Origin of the sequence: Micromonospora auratinigra, assembly GCF_900089595.1 — a bacterium.
GTDB classification, from domain to species: Bacteria; Actinomycetota; Actinomycetes; order Mycobacteriales; family Micromonosporaceae; genus Micromonospora; species Micromonospora auratinigra.
The window spans coordinates 386,388-404,077 of sequence record NZ_LT594323.1; the positions used below are offsets into that span (position 1 = coordinate 386,388).

The window sequence follows — 17,690 nt, forward strand, 5'->3', positions numbered from 1 at the left end:
CTGCGTCTCAGGACGCCGCGCCGCCGGTGTGCGGCAGGCGCCCGGTCGGGATCACCCCGAGCCGGCCGGCCTGGAAGTCCTCGACCGCCTGGATCAGCTCGGCCCGGGTGTTCATCACGAACGGGCCGTAGTGGGCCACCGGCTCCCGGATCGGCTGTCCACCCATGATGTAGAGCTCCAGCGCCGGCGTGTTGCCGTCCTGCGTCGGGTCCGCGGTGACCCGCAGCGCGTCGCCCGCGCCGTGCACGGCGAGCTGGCCGGTGCCGATCGGCCGGCGCTCGGTGCCGACGGTGCCCCGGCCGGCGAGGACGTAGACCAGCGCGTTGAAGTCCGGCCGCCAGGGCAGGCTGAGCTCCGCGCCCGGCTGGAGCGTCACGTGCGTGATGGTGATCGGGGTGTGGGTCGACCCCGGACCCCGGTGCCCGGCGATCTCACCGGCGATCACCCGGATCAGCGCGCCGCCGTCCGGCGTGGTGAGCAGCGCCGACTCCTTGCCCCGGATGTCCTGGTAGCGCGGCGGGTTCATCTTGGCGACCCTGGGCAGGTTGACCCAGAGCTGGAGGCCGTGGAAGAGGCCGCCGCTCATGACCAGGTGCTCCGGTGGGGCCTCGATGTGCAGCAGGCCGCTGCCGGCGGTCATCCACTGGGTGTCGCCGTCGGTGATGGTGCCGCCACCGCCCTGCGAGTCCTGGTGGTCCATGATCCCGTCGATCATGTAGGTCACCGTCTCGAAGCCGCGGTGCGGGTGCCAGGGCGTGCCCTTCGGCTCACCCGGGGCGTAGTCCACCTCGCCCATCTGGTCGAGGTGGATGAACGGGTCCAGGTCGGTCATCGGGACCCCGGCGAAGGCCCGGCGCACCGGGAAGCCCTCGCCCTCGTACCCGCTCGGCGCGGTGGTCAGCCGGCGGACCGGGCGGAAGGTGGTGGACTCGTCGAGCCGCGGCAGGCGGGGCAGGACGAGGACGTCGTCAACGGTGATCGCGGGCATCTCGGGCTCCTTGGTGGTCGGCCGGGGTGGACGACGCGGCACGGTCGGCGCGCAGGCGCCGGCCGAGTCGCTCGAAGACCCGGGTGAGGCAGGCGACCTCGGCGTCGTCGAGGTCGTCGATCAGGTGGGCGCGCACCGACCGCAGGTGGTGCGGGGCGGCCTCGCGCAGGGCCAGCAGGCCGGCGGCGGTCAGCACCGCCTCGCTGCCCCGCCGGTCCTCCGGGCAGGACTGCCTGGCGACCAGGCCGCGCTTCTGCATGGTGGAGATCTGGTACGTCAGCCGGCTCGGCGAGAAGACCAGGCGACCGGCCAGCTCACCCATCCGCAGTCGTTGCCCCGGCGCCTCGGAGAGCAGCACCAGCACGTGGTAGTCGGCGAAGCTCAGCTCGCTGTCGGCGCGCAGGTCGTCCTCGAGCTGCGTGAACAGCCGCTGGCTCGACTCGATGTAGGCCCGCCAGCAGGCCGACCGCTCGGGGTCCAGGCTCTCCGTCATGACCGCAACAGTAGCACTATTTAAAATTTCAACAAGTCTCTTCGAGCGCCTGTGAGCAGCCATACGCAACTACTTGACGGTGGGCACATTCAAATCTGAAGTTGGGAGCCTGCGATGGTGGGGCCGCGTCGGGCGCGGCCGGCGTGTCAGACTGCGGCGCGTGGACCACCTGGAGCTGACCGTGCCCGGCCTGCTGCTGCGGCCCTGGCGCGACGAGGACGCCCCGGCCGTGCTGGCGGCCCTGGCCGACCCCGCGATCGCCCGGTGGAACGCGCAGGACGTCGGCGACCTGGCCCAGGCGGTGGCCTGGGTGCGCTGGCGGGGGGACTGGAGCGCCGGCAGCCACGTCTCCCTCGCGGTGACCGACGACACCGACGGGACGCTGCTGGGCTCGGTGTCGCTGCACCAGATCCGCCAGGGCAACGGGGCGATCGGCTACTGGACCGCGGCGCCGGCCCGGGGCCGGGGAGTGGCCTCCCGGGCGGTCACCCGGCTCACCGGCTGGGGCTTCGGTGAGCTGGGCCTGCACCGCATCGAGCTGTGGCACGCCGTCGGCAACACGGCCTCCTGCCGGGTCGCCGAACGGGCCGGCTACCGGCTGGAGGGCGTGCTGCGCGAGTCGCACCGCTACGGCGACGGCCACCGGCACGACGAGCACCTGCACGCCCGGCTCGCCACCGACCGCTGACCGCCGTCGGTCCGCACCCGGTCCGCATAGGGTCGGGGGATGGATGATCTCGACCTGCTCGACTGGCGGGAGCGGGTGGCCGGGCTGTACCTCTCCGGGCTCGACCTGGCCGGCTTCCGGGCCGCCCGGGACGAGCTGTTCCGCACCCATCCGGCCAGCCCGGTGCCCGTCGCGGACCGGCCCGGCTTCACCGGCCTGCGCTGGTACCCGCCCGACCCGGCGGCCGTGGTCGAGGCGCCGCTGCGCCCCGCCTCGGGCACGCTGCGCATCGACACCGGCGGCCCGGACGGCGTCGTCGACTACCGCCGGGTCGCGGTCGCCCAGACGCCGTGGGGGCCGCTCACGCTCTGGTGGATCGAGGCGTACGGCGGCGGGCTCTTCGTGCCGGTCCGCGACGGCACCTGCGGCGACGGCAGCTACGGCGGCGGGCGGTACCTCACCGACACGGTGAAGGGGACCTTCGGGCGCGGCCTGACCGTGCTGCCCGGGGACCGGGTCCGGCTCGACGCCAACTACCTCTACAACCCCAGCTGCGCGTACGACGACCGGTGGGCCTGCCCGCTCGCCCCGCCGGAGAACCGGGTGGACGTGCCGATCCGGGCCGGGGAACTGGCGTACCACTGAGGCGACGCCCCGGCGCGACGGGCGCCGGGGCATCGCGGTGAGCTGTCAGCGGGCGGTCGTGCCGGTCGGGGTCAGGTGCATCCGACCCAGCAGCTGTCGGGCCTGCTCGGCCACGTCGGCCTCCACGGTGACCGCGTACTGGCCGGCGCGCAGCGAGCTGGCCGAGGTGAAGTCGCGCTGCCCCCCGGTCATCGCGTGGGCCACCGCCCCGAAGACGGCACCCCAGATGGCGCCGATCACCAGGCCGGCCAGGATCACCCCGATCCAGCTGCCGGCGGTGAAGATGCCGAAGAGCAGGCCGATGAAGAGCCCGAACCAGGCGCCTGCGCCCGCCCCCACCAGCGCCGCCCGACCGGTGGTCAACCGTCCCATCACGGTCTCCACCAGGGTCAGGTTGGTGCCGACGATCGAGGTCCGTTCCACCGGGAACCGGTTGTCGGCCAGATAGTCCACCACCCGCTGCGCGGACGGATAGTCCGGGTACGACCCGATGGTCACGGTCGGTGGGCCGGCCTGCGGCCCGTGTCCGTCCCCGCTCGGCGCGGCCGGACGACCGCCCGGACCGGACGGGAGGTTGTCGCTGCCCGGCATCCCGGGACGCCAGGCCGCGGTCGGGGTCGAGGGTCTGGTCATGAGCATCCTCCTTCGTCAACCCGGGGCGTTCCCACCGTCGTCGAGCGGTAACGCCCCGCCGCCCGCCCGCTTCCGGTGACCCGGGCCGGCATGCTCCCCGACCCGACCGGGTGGGCCGGGGGAGGATGGGGTGTGGAGCTCCTCGTCGTCGCGGACACGCACCTGCCGAAGCGGGCGCGGGACCTGCCCGCACCCGTCTGGGCGGCGGTCGACGCCGCCGACGTGGTGGTGCACGCGGGGGACTGGGTCGACGTGTCCCTGTTGGACGCGCTGCAGCGGCGGGCCCGCCGGCTGGTCGGCGTGTACGGCAACAACGACGGCCCCGAGCTGCGCGCCCGGCTGCCCGAGGTGGCCCGGGCCGAGCTGGCCGGGCTACGGCTGGCGGTGGTGCACGAGACCGGCCCGAAGACCGGTCGCGAGCAGCGCTGCGCCACCCGCTTCCCCGACTGCGACGTGCTGGTCTTCGGGCACTCGCACATCCCGTGGGACAGCGTCGCGCCCGGCGGGCTGCGGCTGCTCAACCCCGGCTCGCCCACCGACCGGCGGGCCCAGCCGTACGCGACCTACCTCACCGCGCGGGTGGCGGCGGGACAGCTCGACGGGGTCGAACTGCACCGCCTGCCACCGCGCTGACTCACCGGCCCCGGCCGGTCTCCGCCTGGAGCTCGTCGATCCGGCGGGACGCCTCGGCCTTGGTCAGCCCGTCGGGCACCTCCTCGCCCGCCTCCCTCGCCAGGGTGTGCAGGTACGACTCCTGGGCGGCGGTGGGCGGCTCGTCGCCGGTGACCCACTCGTCCGGATCCTTGACGGCGGCCTGCGGGTTCACGTCGCCCGTACCGCCCTTGCCGTGCTCGGCCATGATGATCACCTCTCCTCGAACAGGTGTACCACTACCCGGGCCTCGCGCCCTTCATGCCGGCCGACACATACGATCATCGGGTGACTGCGGACCGAACGGGTGTGGTGGTGGTCGGCGCGGGTATCGCCGGGGTGGCGTGCGCCGGGGAACTGGCCCGGGCCGGCATCCCGGTCCAGGTGCGGGAACGAGCCAGGGTCACCGGCGGCCGGATGGCCAGCAAGCGCTTCGACGGTCGCCCGGCCGACCTCGGCGCGGCCTACCTGACCGCCGACGACCCGGACTTCGCCGAGGTGGTCGACCGGTGGCGGGCCGCCGGGCTGGTCCGCCCGTGGACCGACACCTTCGTGGCGTACGACCCGGACGGCTGCCGCGAGGTGCCGGGCCCGGTCCGCTGGGCCGCCCCGCGCGGGCTGCGGTCCCTGGTCGAGCACCTGGCCGGTGACCTCCGCGTGACGCACGACCGGCTGGTGATGACGGTCGAACCGGGACCCCGGGTGGACGGCCGGGCGGCCACGGCCGTCGTGCTGGCGATGCCCGGGCCGCAGGCGGCGCTGCTGCTCGACCCGGCGTTGGCGGCGGCCACCGCCGCGGTGACCGGGCAACGCTGGTCCTCCGCGCTGAGCGCCGTGCTGCGCTTCCCGGCCCGGCGCTGGCCCGACTTCCGGGGCGCCTTCGTCAACGGGCACCCGGTGCTCGGCCTGGTCTGCGACGACGGGGACCGGCGCGGCGACGGGGCCCCGGTGCTGGTGGCCCACACCACCCCCGAGTTCGCCACCGGGCACCTGCTCCAGCCCACCGGCGCCGGGCCGGCCATCGAGCAGGCCGTCCGGGACCTGCTCGGCCTGCCGGAGCCGGCCGAGCTGACCCACGTGCACCGCTGGACGTACGCCAAGCCGGTGGCGGGCGCGGCGGGGACGTACCACCTCGACGACGACGGGATCGGGATCGCCGGGGACGCGTTCGGCCGGCCCCGCGTGCAGAGCGCCTGGCGGTCCGGGCGGGACCTCGGCCGCGCCCTGGCGGCCCGGCTGCTCGCAGACCGTGGTTGACCGGTACCACTGCGCGCGGATCGCGGTCCGCCCGCGGGTACCCTTCGGTTCGGGGAGGTGTACGGGGGATGAACGGCGTCGATGACCGGCCGGACGGGGCATGACCGGGGCCGCCGGGCCGCCGGTGCCCTCCTCCGGGCTGCACCACGACGCGCTCCTCTACGACCACGACCTCGGCTACCGCGACGCGATCCGGGACTTCGTCGCCGCCGGGCGGGCCGCCGGTGAACCGGTGCTGGTCGCCGTGCCCGGTCACCGGCTGGCGCTGGTCCGGCCGCTGCTCGACCCGCTCGACGAGGTCGAGTGCGCCGACATGGCGGTGATCGGCCGCAACCCGGCCACGATCATCCCGGCCGTGCTGGACGGCTTCGCCCGGCGGTTCCCCGGCCGACCGCTGCGGTTCGTCGGCGAGTCGCTCTGGCCCGGCCGCCGGCCGGCGGCGTACCGGCACTGCGTGGAACACGAGGCGATGATCAATCTCGGCTTCGCCGGGCAGCCGTTCACCGCCCGCTGCCTCTTCGACCGCATCCGGTTGCCCGCCGACACCCTGGCCGACGTCACGGCCGCCCACCCCTGGCTGTGCAGCGGGGGAGCGGCCCGTCCCAACCCCGGCTACCGGCCGCCCCGGGCCGTGCTGGACCGGCTGGCCGTCCCGCTCCCACCGCCCCCCGACGACGCGCTGACCGTGCCGGTCACGCCGGACGGGTTCGCCGCGCTGCGGACGGCGGTCGCCGCCGTCGCCTCGACCGCCGGCCTGGCCGCCGAACGCGTGGACGACCTGCGGATCGTGGTGACCGAGCTGGCCTCGAACGCGCTCACCCACGGCACCGGGCAGTCCGCCGCCCGGTGCTGGGCCGCCGCCGGGGAGCTGGTCTGCGAGGTGACCGGGCCGGGCGAACTCGCCGACCCGATGGCGGGCCGCGTGCCGCCCGCCCCGACCAGCGTCCGTGGCCGGGGGCTGCTGCTGGTGCAGCGGCTCGGCGACCTGGTGGACATCCGGGTCGCCGACGGCACCACCACCGTCCGGGTCCGCCTGGACCTCCCTGCGCCGGGCGGGTCAGCCGCGGACCCCGCCGAGGGCCGGCTCGTCGGACCGGCCCCGCTCTGAGGCGTCCCGGGTGCGCTCACCCTCGCGGTCGAGCAGCTGCATCACCGGGGTGGCGGCGACACCGTGCACCACCACCGAGACCAGCACCACCAGACCGACGGTGGCCCAGAGCAGCTCCGCCTGCGGGAAGTCGGTCTTGCTGGTCGCGTACGCCAGGTAGTAGAACGAGCCGACGCCCCGGATGCCGAACGCGGCGATCACCCAGTGCTCGGCCGGCCGGCCCGGCGCGCCGCGCAGCGACAGCCAACCGGTCAGCGGCCGGATCACGAAGACCAGGGCCAGCCCCACCAGGGCCGCCGGCCAGGTCAGCGGGGCGAGCAGGCCGCCGATCACCGCCCCACCGAGCAGCAGCAGCAACAGCACGGTGAGCAGCCGCTCCACCTGCTCGGCGAAGTCGTGCAGCACCGAGTGGAACTCGTGGGTCCGCTCGGCGGCCCGGATCGCCCGGGCGGCCACGAAGACGGCCAGGAAGCCGTAGCCGCCGGCCACCTCCACCAGGCCGTACGCCAGGAAGGTCGCGGCCAGGGCGAGGAAGCCCTCCGCGTGCCGGGCCAGCCGCAGCTCGCTGGGCGCGCGGAAGAAGAGCTTGCCGAGCAGCCACCCGATGAGCAGCCCGCCACCCACCCCGACGGTGAGCTTGTAGAGCACGTCGACGGTGAACCAGTGGGCCGCCCAGTCCGCCGGGGCGAGGCTGGTGGTGGCGATCGCGATGGCCGCGTACACGAAGGGGAAGGCGAGCCCGTCGTTCAGCCCGGCCTCGGAGGTGAGGGCGAAGCGCACCTCGTCCTCGGAGTCCTCGGCGTCGGTCGGCTCGCCGACCTGGACGTCGGCGGCGAGCACCGGATCGGTCGGGGCCAGCGCCGCCCCCAGCAGCAGCGCCGCCGCCGGCACCAGCCCCGCCCACCACCAGCCGAGCAGGGCCACCGCCGCGATGCACAGCGGCATGGCGATCGCCAGCAGCCGCCAGGTGGACGACCAGCGGGCCCAGCTGAGCGGCCGGTCGATCTTCAGCCCGGCGCCCATCAGCGCGACGATCACCCCGACCTCGGTCAGGTGGGTGGTCAGCTCCGGCCAGCGCAGGGGATCCGGCGTGGGCAGCCCGGTGGGGAGCAGGAAGACCAGCATGCCGAGGCCGAGGAAGGCGATCGGCATGGACAGCGGCCTGCGCTCCAGCACCCGGGGCAGGATCCCCGCCAGCAGGGCTCCGACGCCCAGCAGCGCGAACGCGACATCGACCGGTTCCACGGCACCACCCTCCCGGCCGCCCGGGCTCCCCGGGCGGGTGGTCACCTGTGCCCCGTACCCGGTCCGGCTAAGCGTGGGTGTCCGGCTTGTCCGGGGTGGGGGCGGTCACCGTCCAGTCAGCCCAGCCCGGCGATGGCGCTCTCGCCCAGCCCGGCGAGCAGCGCCGCCGGGTCGTCGTAGACCGCCACCGCGCCGGCCCCGGCCAGCTCCGCCCGGCTGGTGCCGCCGCAGGTCAGACCGATGCAGGGGATGTCCAGCTTGCCGGCCGCCGCGACGTCCCAGACCGAGTCGCCGACGAACACCACCCGCTCGGCGCGCAGGCCGGACTGCTCCAGCGCGGCCACCAGGATGTCCGGCGCCGGCTTGCTCTCCCGCGCGTCCGCCGAGGAGGTGACGGTGTCGATCACGTCGTCGGCGGCGAGCACGGCCCGCAGCGCGGCCACCTCGTGCTCGGCGGCCGAGGTGGCGAGCACCACCCGCAGCCCCCGGGCCGCGCAGGCCCGCAGCAGCTCCACCGCGCGCGGCAGCGGTGACAGCCGTTGCCAGTACTCGGCGTAGAGGGCGTCGTGGGCGTCGCGCAGCTTGCCGTCGCCGTCCCGGTCGCGCTCCGGCCCGAGCAGGTGGTCGAGCAGCTTGTCCGAGCCCATCCCGATGGACCGGTGGATGCGGGCCATCGGCACCTCGTGGTCCTCCTGGCGCAGCGCCTCCCACCAGCTCACGGTGTGCAGGTACGTCGTGTCGACCAGGGTGCCGTCCACGTCGAAGAGGACGCCGCAGCGGTTGTCGTCAGGCATGGCGGTCGTTCTACCCGTTCCGGTCGACTCCGACGCGCCTCACCCGCCCGGAAGGAGGATCTCGAACCAGACCGTCGAACCGCGCACCGTGGGGTCGGTGCCCCAGGCGTCGCTCAACTCCTCGATCAGCCCCAGGCCGCGGCCCCGGCTGCTCAGCGTGTCGGTGCGGGCCCGGGTGACCTGGCCGCGGGTGCCCGAGTCGGCGACCGACACCAGCAGCCGCTCCGCGCTGAGGTCGATCTCCACCCGGGCGGCGGTGCCGGCGTGCAGCAGGGCGTTGGTGGTCAGCTCGCTGGTGCACAGCACCGCCGCGCCGACCACCCCCTCGGGCACCCGCCACTCGGTGAGCTGCGCGGTCATCCAGTGCCGCACCCGGCTCGGCGCGGTCGGCTCGGCCGGCACCTCCATACTGGCCGAACGGCTCGGCTTCACCGCGTGCTCCACCGCGAGCACCGCCACGTCGTCCTCGGTCGCGCCGGGCACCGCGGCGGTCGCGACCGCGCACAGCGCCCGGGGATCGCCGCTGCCCGCCGCCCTCACCGCCGCGCCCAGCCCGGCCATGCCGGCGGTCAGGTCCTGCCAGCGCCGCTCGATCACCCCGTCGCTGTAGAGCAGGAGCGTGTCACCGGGGCGGAACGGCACGGTGGCGGTCCGGGGCCGGCAGCCCAGGCCCAGCGGAGGGCCGGGCGGCAGCTCCACGTACTCGGCGGTCGGCTCGCCGGTGGCCGGGCCGCGCCGCAGCAGCGGTGCGGGATGGCCGGCGCTGGCCAGCGTGATCCGCTCCTGCTCGGCCTCGATCACCCCGAACACCACGGTGACGAAGAGTTCCTGCGTGCCGCCCTCGACACCCAGGCTGGCGACCAGCCGGTCGAGTCCGGCCAGCACCGCGTCGGGGCGCGGATCGGCGAGCGCCAGCGCGCGCAGCGCGGCGCGTACCTGACCCATCCGGGCGGCGGCCTGCACGTCGTGCCCGGCCACGTCGCCCAGCACCACGCCGAGCGCGCCGGTGGGCAGTACGAACGCGTCGTAGAAGTCGCCGCCGGCGGCGTTGCCGTCCACCCCGGCGTCGTAGCGGGCCGCGATCCGCAGCCGGGGCAGGTCGGGCAACCGCTCCGGGAGCATGCTGCGTTGCAGCAGCTGGGCGGTGCCGTGCTGGGTCTCGAAGCGGCGGGCCCGCTCGGCGGCCTGCCCGACCAGCTCCGCCGACGCGGCCAGCAGCGCCCGCTCCGCCGGGGACCACGGGTGCGGACTCTGGTAGCCGACGGTGATCGAGCCCCGGACCACCGTCGAGCGCAGCGGCAGCGCGGCGAGCGCCCGTACCTTCTCGTCGTGCCGGTCGGCCGCGGTGTCGCGCAGCGGCTGGCCGTCGGCGGTGAAGGAGGCCACGCCGCTGCGGGCCGCCACCACGACGGGGATGGTGGTGTCCGTCGGCAGCCGGCGCCACAACGGAGGCAGTCGCTCGTCGGCCTCGTCGAGCAGTTCACCCCGCAGCCGGCGCACCATCCGCCAGGCGGAGCCCTCGTCGACCACGAACGAGACCCGGTCGGCGTCGAAGGAGTGCAGGCAGTAGCGCAGCGTGACGCGGGCGACGTCGTCCAGGGTGAGCGTGCCGGCCAGCGCGGCGGCGAAGTCGCTGATGCTCTGCAACTGCTGGGTGGCCTGGGTGGTCTGCGCCGCCACGGTCAGCACCCCGACGATCTCGCCTCCGCTGCCCCGCACCGGTGAGTGGCCCCGGGTGAAGACGGCCTGCTCGGCGCCGCCCCGGTGCCGGTCGACCGGCAGCACCGCCTCCCGCTCCAGGAACGGCTCGCCCCGCCGGTACGCCCGCTCCAGCACCTCCCCGACGCCGGCCTCGTGCCAGACGTCGGCGAACACCTCGCCGGCCGGTCGGCCGAGGGCGCCGGGATGCCGGGGACCGATCAGCTCGGCGTACCCCTCGTTGTAGAGCATGACCAGGTCCTGGCCGTAGAGCAGGGCCATCGGCACCGGTGAGGCGAGCACCAGGTCGACCACCGCCCGGACCGCCGGGTCCCAGCCCTCCGGCGCGCCGAGCGCCGTCTGCGCCCAGGGATGGGTCTCCACGGCCGCGTCCGCGCCGGACGTGGCGCCCCGCTCCGTGGGCGCTCCCGGAACGGGGGCTGATGGCGTGGGAACGCGCCCGACGGTGCCTGGCATGACCGCAGCCTATCCGGCGCGTGGCGCAGGCGTTCCGAGCACGTGGCGCGGTGCCCCGCCGGCCCCCGACGCGGCGGGTGTCGCGCCAGCTCAGGAGCCGGTTGGGCGGGCATGTCGGGAAATTGTTCCGGGCTGCTGCGGCGTGCTGCCGCAAGCACCGGGTATGCGGGCGTCGCAGTTCACGCGACAGGAGGGACATCATGCCTAAAACCCTCGCGGTCGGGCAGGCCGACATCGGCGCCGCCCTGACCGACTTCTGGAGGTCGGTGCTGCTCTTCATCCCGAGGGCCATCGCGTTCATCGTGATCCTCGTGGTGGGTTGGCTCATCGCCCGAGCCGTACTGAAGATCGTGGACGCGGCACTGGAACGGGTGGGGTTCGACCGAGCGGTCGAACGGGGCGGCATCAAACGCGCGCTCGAACGCACCAAGTACGACGCCAGCGACATCCTGGCCAAACTGGCCTACTACGCGGTCCTGCTGTTCACCCTGCAGTTCGCCTTCGGGGTGTGGGGACCGAACGCGATCAGTGACCTGATCCGGGGCGTCATCTCGTGGCTGCCGCGGGCGTTCGTGGCGATCGTCATCGTGGTCGTCGCCGCGGCCATCGCCAACGCGGTCCGCGACCTGATCACCGGGGCGCTGGGCGGCCTCTCGTACGGCAAGGTGCTGGCCGACCTGACGGCGGTCTTCATCCTGGCGCTCGGCGTGATCGCCGCGCTGAACCAGGTGGGCATCGCCACGACCGTCACCACTCCGGTGCTGGTCGCGGTACTCGCCACGGTGGCCGGCATCCTGATCGTCGGCGTCGGCGGTGGCCTGGTGAAGCCCATGCAGAACCGCTGGGACGGCTGGCTCGACCGGATGGCCGAGGAGTCCCGCGCGATCCGCGAGCAGCGCCAGGCGCAGGGCGCCGGACGCAGCGACTACGAGCGGCAGATGGCCGACCGGGGTGGACAGCGCACCCAGGTGATGCCGGAGACGTCGATGTCGGGCAGCCGGGGACAGGGCACCTACCGTGCCGGCAACCCGGGCGAGGAGACCCAGCAGTTCCGGCGGCCGAACGGCTGAGACCGGAGCAGCACGAGGGAGGGTGTCCGCGGGGCGATCGCGGGCGCCCTCCGCCGTGTCCGGGTCAGGTGCCGCGTCCCCGCGAGCGGCGTGGGCCCGGGCGCGAACCCTGGCGTCGTCGCGGGGACGGGGCCGACGGCGCGGCGTGCCGGTCAGGCCAGGTAGCGGGGGTCCAGCGAGCGGGCCAGGGCGCAGACGGCGAGCAGGCGGGTGAAGAGCCAGTCCGGCCGGGACCAGTCGATCGGCTCGACCGGCGGCTGCCAGCCGTGGTCCAGCGCCGCCGCCCGGACGCCCTCGGCGTAGCCGGCGAGCGCGGCCACGGTCAGCGGCCGGCGGTCACCGTGCAGGCTGTCGCGTACCGCTGCCGCGTGCTGGTCGACCATGGCGAGCAGCCCCGGTTCGGCGGCGGCCGCGGCCAGGCCGGCGGTGCCGACGGCGGCGGTGAGCGTGGTGAGGGTGGCCCGAGCGGACACCGCCGCGGAACGGGTCGCCACCCGGTTGTCAGGCACGCGCATGGTGACCGAGGCTAGCCGCGCCGGCACCGGGTCGACCTCGTCCGACCGGACGATGCCCCGGTCGTCCGGCCGCCGGCCGGGCGTCCGACGGGGGGATTGACCCGCCCGCGCGGGGGCAAAGGGAAAACGCGCGAACGGCGCGAGAGGCCCCGAGCTGCGACGGAGGGGGACAGCAGGTGGACGGACCGGATGCCGCGCACCGCCGGCCGGACGGCGTGAGTGACGCCACGGTGGAGGCGCTGGGCAAGCTCAGCGAAGCCCTGGAGACGGTGGAGCGGGCCCGTGGCCACCTGTACTCGCTGCACCAGTTGATCGGTCACGCCGACCTGATGCTCGACGACGCGGTGCGGCTGTTCCGCGCCGCGGGGCACGGGGACCTCGCCGACACCATCGACCGGGAGCTGCTGGGCCGCAACGTCATCGCGGGGCGCTGGACGTTCCAGATCGTCGAGGACTTCGACGACGGCTACTACGGGCTCTTCCGCGAGCTGGACCGGCGGGCCCGGGACGAGTTGGCCGGTGGCCGCCGGCACCTCTTCGAGGCGGAGCTGAAGGAACGTCGCCGCAGCGCCGGACGACCGGGACACGAGGCCCGGCCCGGCGCCGACGGCTGAGGGCCCGGCGGCCGACCGGGTCAGTCGGAGGACGCGTTGACCGGCTGACGACGCATGGTGTCGTCGGCCAGGATCACGGTCGCCACCATGAGGGCCACCACCAGGCTGAACAGCCACGAGCTGTCGGAGACGAGCTTCGCGGCGACGGGCGCCTGGACGGCGGCGAGCAGGAAGCCCAGCCAGGCCAGGCGACGCTGACGAGGGGTGAGGAAACCGGTGCCCTGTTGCATCCCGAAAGTCTTACGCGGGAGCCCGGCATCGCCGTCACCCGTTCGGCCGATTCTGGATGGGCTGCCCGTTTTACTGGCTGCCCGTACCGGAAATCTTGCCGGTTAGGGGGAAGCGGGTGGGGAGAAAGGGAGTTCCCCCTCTCCCCGCCGGCGTCACATCGTGTCAGGACCGGTACGCCCGGTGGTGGACGGCCGGTACGCCCGGTCCGCATCGGTCATCTCCCGACGCTCGGCCTCCGGGCCGGCGCCCCGGTCCACCGCCTCGGGCCCGTGGCCGAACGCGGACTCCTCGCCGGCGTCGTTGCCGGTGACGTCGTCGGCCTGCCCGTCGAGGGTCGACCGGGCGATCGCCCGGTCCAGCTCGTGCAGGGGGGTACGGTCCTCGTCGCGCCACACGTGGCTGTCGTTGTCGGTCATTCCCCTGCCGTACCCGGGGCGGATGATCGCAAACGACGACGGCCGCCGGTCGGACCGGCGGCCGTCGTGCGGTACTGCGGTACCGGGGGTCGGCACTCAGGGGGTCGGGCGGTCCACCGCGCCCCGCCACGCGCCGGTCTCCTGGCCGCGCCGCTCGATGAACTGCTTGAACCGCTCCAGGTCGCCCTTGGCCCGCCGGTCCACCACGCCGAGCTTGTCGCCGGCCTGCTCGACCACGCCGTGCGGCTCGAACTCCATCTGCAGGGTGACCCGGGTGTGCCCCTCGTCGAGGCGGTGGAAGGTCACCACGCCGGCCTGCTGGGTGCCGCCGGTGGAGCGCCAGGCCACCCGCTCGTCGGGCAGCTGCTCGGTGATCTCGGCGTCGAACTCGCGCTTCACGCCGGCGATCTCCACCGTCCAGTGGGTCATCGTCTCGGAGAGCTGCCGCACCTCCTGGACGCCCTCCATGAAGTGCGGGAACTCCTCGAACTGGGTCCACTGGTCGTACGCGGTCCGGATCGGGACGGAGACGTCCACGTGCTCCATAACGCCGCTCATGTCGGGGTTCCTCCTGTTCCGCCGGTGTCGTACCGCGGACCGTGGGCCGGCCCGCTCACCAGCGCGTCGTCTCGTTCTTGTGCCCGAGTGCGGCCCACACCTCGGAAATCGTCTGGTAACGGGTGCCGTCGGGCAGGCCCTCCAGGGCGGCGACGATGTCGGCCGGCGCCTCGTTCTCCCGCGCGTTGGCCACCAGCGCCTCCCGGTCGCCCGGCAGGGCGGCCATGGTGATGAACCGGCCGAGTCGGCTGCGCGCCTCCACGTCCGTCGAACTCATCCCCTGCGGGGCGCCGGTACGCAGCTCCCCGGCCGGAGCCGTGGTGGCCTCCGGCTGGTCCTCCCCGGCCGGTTCCGGAACCCGGAACTCGTCGACCCGGGAGCCGCCGGTGCCCGGCCCCTGGACGAGACCGCTCACCTCGCTGCTCATCTGATCGTCGACCCTGGGCGAGTGCTTGCTGCTGCCACGTTCCATGCCGACTGACATGCCCGAGGGGGCCGCCGGTAAACCGGGCCCGCGACCACCGGGACGGACGGCCGGGCAGGAACCGGACCGGGCTCAGGCGTCGGCGGGCGTCCGCGGCGGCAGCACCGGTTCGCCCGGATCGCCCTCCCCGGCCTGGATCACCCGACCGCGCTGGAGCTCCGCGTTGACCTGCACCCCCAGCATCAGCGCGCAGTTGGACAGGTAGAGCCAGACCAGGAAGGCGATGACCGCGCCCAGGCTGCCGTAGGTGACGTCGTAGGAGCCGAAGTTGGCCACGTACAGGCCGAAGCCGAAGGAGGCGAGGATCCAGGCCAGCAGGGCCAGCGCGCCGCCAGGCGTGAGCCACCGGAACCGGGGCTGTCGCACGTTCGGGGCGGTCCAGAACAGCAGCGACAGCAGCGTCATCGCCACCAGGGCCAGCACCGGCCACTTCGCCACCGTCCACACCGTGCGGGCCAGTCCGCCGGCGTGCAGCAGATCGCCGACCGCGTCGGTCACCGGGCCGCTGACGATCAGCCCGGTGGCGACCACCGCGAGCAGCAGCAGGGAGAGGGCGGCCAGCCCGATCTGGGTCGGGCGCAGCCGGTAGAACGGCCGGCCCTCCTCGACGCCGTAGATCGCGTTGGACGCCCGGGTGAACGCGCCGATGAACCCCGACGCGGACCAGAGCGCACCGAGCAGACCGAAACTGAGCAGCACCTTCGCCGAGCCCTGCTGCTCCACCACGCCCCGTACCACGCTGACGAAGCCGTCGTTGCCGACCACCGAGCCGGCCCCGATCTCCCGGGCCAGGTCGATCACCGTGTCGACGGTCCGCTCGCCGTCGGAGACCAGCCCGACCAGGGCGACCACCACGATGGTCGCGGGGAAGAGCGCCAGCACGCCGTAGTAGGTGAGCGCGGCGGCCCAGTCCGCGCAGTTGTCCTTCACGAAGTTCTGCCCGCTGCGGACCAGCACGCCACGCCAGGTGGCCCAGCTCAGCTGGCGCATCCGCCGGGGAAGGCGGCTCCGCTGTCGACCGGTCAGCGCCGGTTCCGTCGTCGCCGCCATGATCGCTCCCTTCGCCGCGGGCGCACCTCCCGCGCGTGGCCCGGCGGTACCCCGTGACGAAAATCGACAAACCGGGTATCGGTTTGCCCTTCCGACCCGGGGGAACGGTCAGGACAACCCATCGAGGCGGAGGAGGACGAGATGCCCGGGCGCGAGGTACTGCCCAGCACGCTGCGGCGCTCCCCGGCGAAGGCGCAGCGGACCTGGGAGAAGACGCACGACTCGGCGGTGGAGACGTACGGCGAGGGGGAGCGGGCGCACCGCACCGCGTTCGCCGCGGTGAAGCACGAGTTCGAGAAGGTCGGCGACCACTGGGAGCCGAAGGGCCGCAAGGGCCCGAGCGACCGGCAGGCCGCCGGGGGTGGCCCGACCCGGCGCGCGCCCACGGCCGGCGGGGTGGACGCCAACGCCACCAAGGACCACCTGATGGAGGTGGCGAAGAAGCTCGACGTGCCGGGCCGCTCCCGGATGACCAAGCCGGAGCTGGTCAAGGCGATCGAGAAGGCGAACGACAGCGCCACCCGGCAGGCGCGCGGCGGGCGCTGAGCGGATCCGTCGGCAGCGACACCGGAGCCCGGGACCAGGCTGGTCCCGGGCTCCGGTGTCCGCGCCTCACCAGTGGCCGCCGCCGGGCGCCTCGATGTGCACCGCCTTGACCGTGCTGAACTCGTCGAGCAGTTCCGGGCCGTACCCGAAGCCCTGGCCGCTGCCCCGGCGTGGCTGCGCGGCCCCGCCCGGCGCGCCCCCGAACACCGCGTTGACCTTCACGGTGCCGACCGGCAGCTCCCGCCAGGCCCGCTGGGCGTGGCTCATCGATCCGGTCAACACCGTGGCCGCCAGCCCGTACGGCGAGTCGGCGGCGCACCGCAGCCCCTCACTGAACGAGTCGACCAGGATGACCGGGGCGACCGGCCCGAACGTCTCCTCGCGCACCAGCGCCATCTCGTGCCGGCAGTCGATGACCACGGTGGCCGGATAGAAGGCGCCCGGTCCCTCCGGGACGGTGCCGCCGATCCGCACCCGCGCCCCCTCGGCCACCGCCGCGGTGACCTGACCGTGCACGTGGTCGCGGTGCCGCCGGTCCACCAGCGGTCCGAGCTGCGTGCCCGGGTCCCGCCCGGGGCCCACGGTCAACGCCTCGGCCCGCTCCACCAACGCCTCGACGAAGTCCTCGGCCACGTCCCGGTGCACGTAGATGCGCTCCACCGCGACGCAGATCTGGCCGGCGTTGGCGAAGCAGCCCAGCGCGGCCTGTTCCGCCGCCCAGACCGGGTCCACGTCGGCGTCCACCACGAGCGGGTCGCTGCCCCCGTTCTCCAGCAGCACCTTCGCGCCGGTGCGGGCCCCGGCGGCGGCGATCGCCCGGCCGGTGGCGGTGGAGCCGACGTGCGCCACCACGTCCAGCCCCGGCTGCCCGGCCAGCGCCGCGCCCACCTCCGCCCCGCCGGTGAGCAGCGACAGCACGCCCGCCGGCAGGGCCGAGTCGAGCGCCTTCGCCAACAGCCACCCGGTGGCCGGGCTGCGCTCGCTCGGCTTGTAGAGCACCACGTTGCCGGTGACCAGGGCGGCGCCCAGCAGCCCGCAGGAGACCGCCACCGGGTCGTTCCACGGGGTGATCGCGGCGACCACGCCGCGCGGCTCGGGGGCCATGAAGTCCAGCGCCGCGTGGCCGCCGTGCAGCGTCCGTCCGCCGCGCAGCGGGGCCAGCTCCGCGTACTGCCGCAGGGTGCCGATGCCCGCCTCGACGCCGCCGCGGGCGTCGTCCAGGGGCTTGCCCATCTCCGCCGTGGTGGCCCGTGCGAGGTCGTCGGCGACGGCCGCCACCGCGTCCGCCGCCCGGTGCAGCGCCGCCGCCCGCTCGGCCGGGGCGGTCGCCGCCCACTCCGCCGCCACACCCCGGGCCGCCTCGACCGCCTTGGCCACCTCGTCCGCCGTCGCCACCGGCACGGTGGTAACCGGGGAGCCGTCGGCCGGATCGGGTACGACCAGCTCGCCCCCCTCGCCACCCGCGCCCCACACTCCGCCTATGAGCTGCGCAACCGTGTACATGCGGCAGGATGCCCCGGCCCGGGCGAGGCAAACGCGTTTCGCCCGGT

Annotated in this window: 22 protein-coding genes; 8 read left to right on the forward strand and 14 right to left on the reverse strand. The window is 74.5% G+C overall.

Annotated features, from left to right (window positions below):
- Window positions 1-7 precede the first annotated feature (7 nt).
- Entirely contained in the window at window positions 8-988 is a 981-nt protein-coding gene (locus GA0070611_RS01830) for a pirin family protein (RefSeq protein WP_091656202.1), read from the reverse strand.
- The gene (locus GA0070611_RS01835) at window positions 969-1,481 is read right to left on the reverse strand and encodes a MarR family winged helix-turn-helix transcriptional regulator (RefSeq protein ID WP_091656205.1); all 513 of its coding nucleotides are present in this window, start codon (window positions 1,479-1,481) and stop codon (window positions 969-971) included. The genes GA0070611_RS01830 and GA0070611_RS01835 overlap by 20 nt, the downstream gene beginning before the upstream one ends.
- A gap of 160 nt (window positions 1,482-1,641) precedes the next feature.
- On the opposite strand from GA0070611_RS01835, the gene GA0070611_RS01840 reads away from it, so the two are divergent.
- A complete protein-coding gene (locus tag GA0070611_RS01840; protein WP_091656208.1) occupies window positions 1,642-2,169 on the forward strand; it encodes a GNAT family N-acetyltransferase in 528 nt (175 codons plus the stop codon).
- A gap of 39 nt (window positions 2,170-2,208) precedes the next feature.
- Window positions 2,209-2,793: a DUF1684 domain-containing protein gene (locus tag GA0070611_RS01845; RefSeq protein WP_091656211.1), complete on the forward strand. Its 585-nt coding sequence runs from the start codon at window positions 2,209-2,211 to the stop codon at window positions 2,791-2,793.
- Window positions 2,794-2,838: 45 nt separating this feature from the next.
- Here GA0070611_RS01845 and GA0070611_RS01850 read toward each other — a convergent pair whose 3' ends face one another.
- Window positions 2,839-3,426, reverse strand: coding sequence for a general stress protein (locus tag GA0070611_RS01850; protein WP_091672320.1), 588 nt, complete (start codon window positions 3,424-3,426; stop codon window positions 2,839-2,841).
- 132 nt (window positions 3,427-3,558) lie between these two features.
- Here GA0070611_RS01850 and GA0070611_RS01855 point away from each other — a divergent pair, with 132 nt between their 5' ends.
- Window positions 3,559-4,059: a metallophosphoesterase family protein gene (locus GA0070611_RS01855; RefSeq protein WP_091656213.1), complete on the forward strand. Its 501-nt coding sequence runs from the start codon at window positions 3,559-3,561 to the stop codon at window positions 4,057-4,059.
- 1 nt (window position 4,060) lies between these two features.
- Here the strand turns inward: GA0070611_RS01855 and GA0070611_RS01860 are convergent, their stop codons facing one another.
- On the reverse strand, window positions 4,061-4,285 hold the full coding sequence (locus GA0070611_RS01860; protein WP_091672322.1) for a DUF3072 domain-containing protein: 225 nt from the start codon (window positions 4,283-4,285) through the stop codon (window positions 4,061-4,063).
- Between the two features lie 101 nt (window positions 4,286-4,386).
- Between GA0070611_RS01860 and GA0070611_RS01865 the strand changes: the two genes are divergently transcribed.
- Entirely contained in the window at window positions 4,387-5,334 is a 948-nt protein-coding gene (locus GA0070611_RS01865) for an NAD(P)/FAD-dependent oxidoreductase (RefSeq protein ID WP_197675941.1), read from the forward strand.
- A gap of 100 nt (window positions 5,335-5,434) precedes the next feature.
- Window positions 5,435-6,442, forward strand: coding sequence for a sensor histidine kinase (locus GA0070611_RS01870; protein ID WP_091656215.1), 1,008 nt, complete (start codon window positions 5,435-5,437; stop codon window positions 6,440-6,442).
- Here the strand turns inward: GA0070611_RS01870 and GA0070611_RS01875 are convergent.
- The 3 genes from GA0070611_RS01875 to GA0070611_RS01885 all read right to left on the reverse strand — a co-directional run bounded on the left by GA0070611_RS01875 (window position 6,392) and on the right by GA0070611_RS01885 (window position 10,656).
- Window positions 6,392-7,687, reverse strand: coding sequence for a cation:proton antiporter domain-containing protein (locus GA0070611_RS01875; RefSeq protein WP_091672326.1), 1,296 nt, complete (start codon window positions 7,685-7,687; stop codon window positions 6,392-6,394). The two genes, GA0070611_RS01870 and GA0070611_RS01875, sit on opposite strands and share 51 nt — an antisense overlap.
- Window positions 7,688-7,803: 116 nt before the next feature.
- Window positions 7,804-8,481, reverse strand: coding sequence for an HAD family hydrolase (locus GA0070611_RS01880; RefSeq protein ID WP_091656217.1), 678 nt, complete (start codon window positions 8,479-8,481; stop codon window positions 7,804-7,806).
- A 39-nt stretch (window positions 8,482-8,520) separates the two neighbouring features.
- Window positions 8,521-10,656, reverse strand: a complete 2,136-nt coding sequence (locus GA0070611_RS01885; protein ID WP_091656219.1) for an ATP-binding SpoIIE family protein phosphatase — start codon at window positions 10,654-10,656, stop codon at window positions 8,521-8,523.
- Between the two features lie 200 nt (window positions 10,657-10,856).
- Here GA0070611_RS01885 and GA0070611_RS01890 point away from each other — a divergent pair, with 200 nt between their 5' ends.
- Complete coding sequence (locus GA0070611_RS01890; RefSeq protein ID WP_091656221.1) at window positions 10,857-11,726, forward strand: mechanosensitive ion channel family protein; 870 nt, start codon at window positions 10,857-10,859, stop codon at window positions 11,724-11,726.
- Window positions 11,727-11,878: 152 nt separating this feature from the next.
- Here the strand turns inward: GA0070611_RS01890 and GA0070611_RS01895 are convergent, their stop codons facing one another.
- Window positions 11,879-12,241 (reverse strand): DUF6401 family natural product biosynthesis protein, encoded by a 363-nt coding sequence (locus GA0070611_RS01895; RefSeq protein WP_091656224.1) that lies wholly within the window; start codon window positions 12,239-12,241, stop codon window positions 11,879-11,881.
- 176 nt (window positions 12,242-12,417) lie between these two features.
- Between GA0070611_RS01895 and GA0070611_RS01900 the strand changes: the two genes are divergently transcribed.
- Window positions 12,418-12,855: a hypothetical protein gene (locus GA0070611_RS01900; protein ID WP_091656227.1), complete on the forward strand. Its 438-nt coding sequence runs from the start codon at window positions 12,418-12,420 to the stop codon at window positions 12,853-12,855.
- Window positions 12,856-12,875: 20 nt separating this feature from the next.
- Here the strand turns inward: GA0070611_RS01900 and GA0070611_RS01905 are convergent, their stop codons facing one another.
- From GA0070611_RS01905 to GA0070611_RS01925, 5 genes are all read right to left on the reverse strand, one after another.
- Window positions 12,876-13,085, reverse strand: coding sequence for a hypothetical protein (locus tag GA0070611_RS01905; RefSeq protein ID WP_091656230.1), 210 nt, complete (start codon window positions 13,083-13,085; stop codon window positions 12,876-12,878).
- Window positions 13,086-13,238: 153 nt separating this feature from the next.
- Window positions 13,239-13,502: a hypothetical protein gene (locus GA0070611_RS01910; protein ID WP_091656233.1), complete on the reverse strand. Its 264-nt coding sequence runs from the start codon at window positions 13,500-13,502 to the stop codon at window positions 13,239-13,241.
- 96 nt (window positions 13,503-13,598) lie between these two features.
- On the reverse strand, window positions 13,599-14,060 hold the full coding sequence (locus GA0070611_RS01915; RefSeq protein WP_091656235.1) for an SRPBCC family protein: 462 nt from the start codon (window positions 14,058-14,060) through the stop codon (window positions 13,599-13,601).
- A gap of 55 nt (window positions 14,061-14,115) precedes the next feature.
- Window positions 14,116-14,532 carry a DUF2795 domain-containing protein gene (locus GA0070611_RS01920; protein ID WP_091656237.1) on the reverse strand — a complete coding sequence of 139 codons (417 nt, stop codon included), beginning with the start codon at window positions 14,530-14,532 and terminating at the stop codon, window positions 14,116-14,118.
- Between the two features lie 84 nt (window positions 14,533-14,616).
- On the reverse strand, window positions 14,617-15,594 hold the full coding sequence (locus GA0070611_RS01925; RefSeq protein ID WP_091656239.1) for a YihY/virulence factor BrkB family protein: 978 nt from the start codon (window positions 15,592-15,594) through the stop codon (window positions 14,617-14,619).
- A 141-nt stretch (window positions 15,595-15,735) separates the two neighbouring features.
- On the opposite strand from GA0070611_RS01925, the gene GA0070611_RS01930 reads away from it, so the two are divergent.
- On the forward strand, window positions 15,736-16,140 hold the full coding sequence (locus GA0070611_RS01930) for a ChaB family protein (protein ID WP_091656242.1): 405 nt from the start codon (window positions 15,736-15,738) through the stop codon (window positions 16,138-16,140).
- A gap of 66 nt (window positions 16,141-16,206) precedes the next feature.
- Here the strand turns inward: GA0070611_RS01930 and GA0070611_RS01935 are convergent, their stop codons facing one another.
- The gene (locus tag GA0070611_RS01935; RefSeq protein WP_091656245.1) at window positions 16,207-17,643 is read right to left on the reverse strand and encodes an aldehyde dehydrogenase family protein; all 1,437 of its coding nucleotides are present in this window, start codon (window positions 17,641-17,643) and stop codon (window positions 16,207-16,209) included.
- Window positions 17,644-17,690 lie beyond the last annotated feature (47 nt).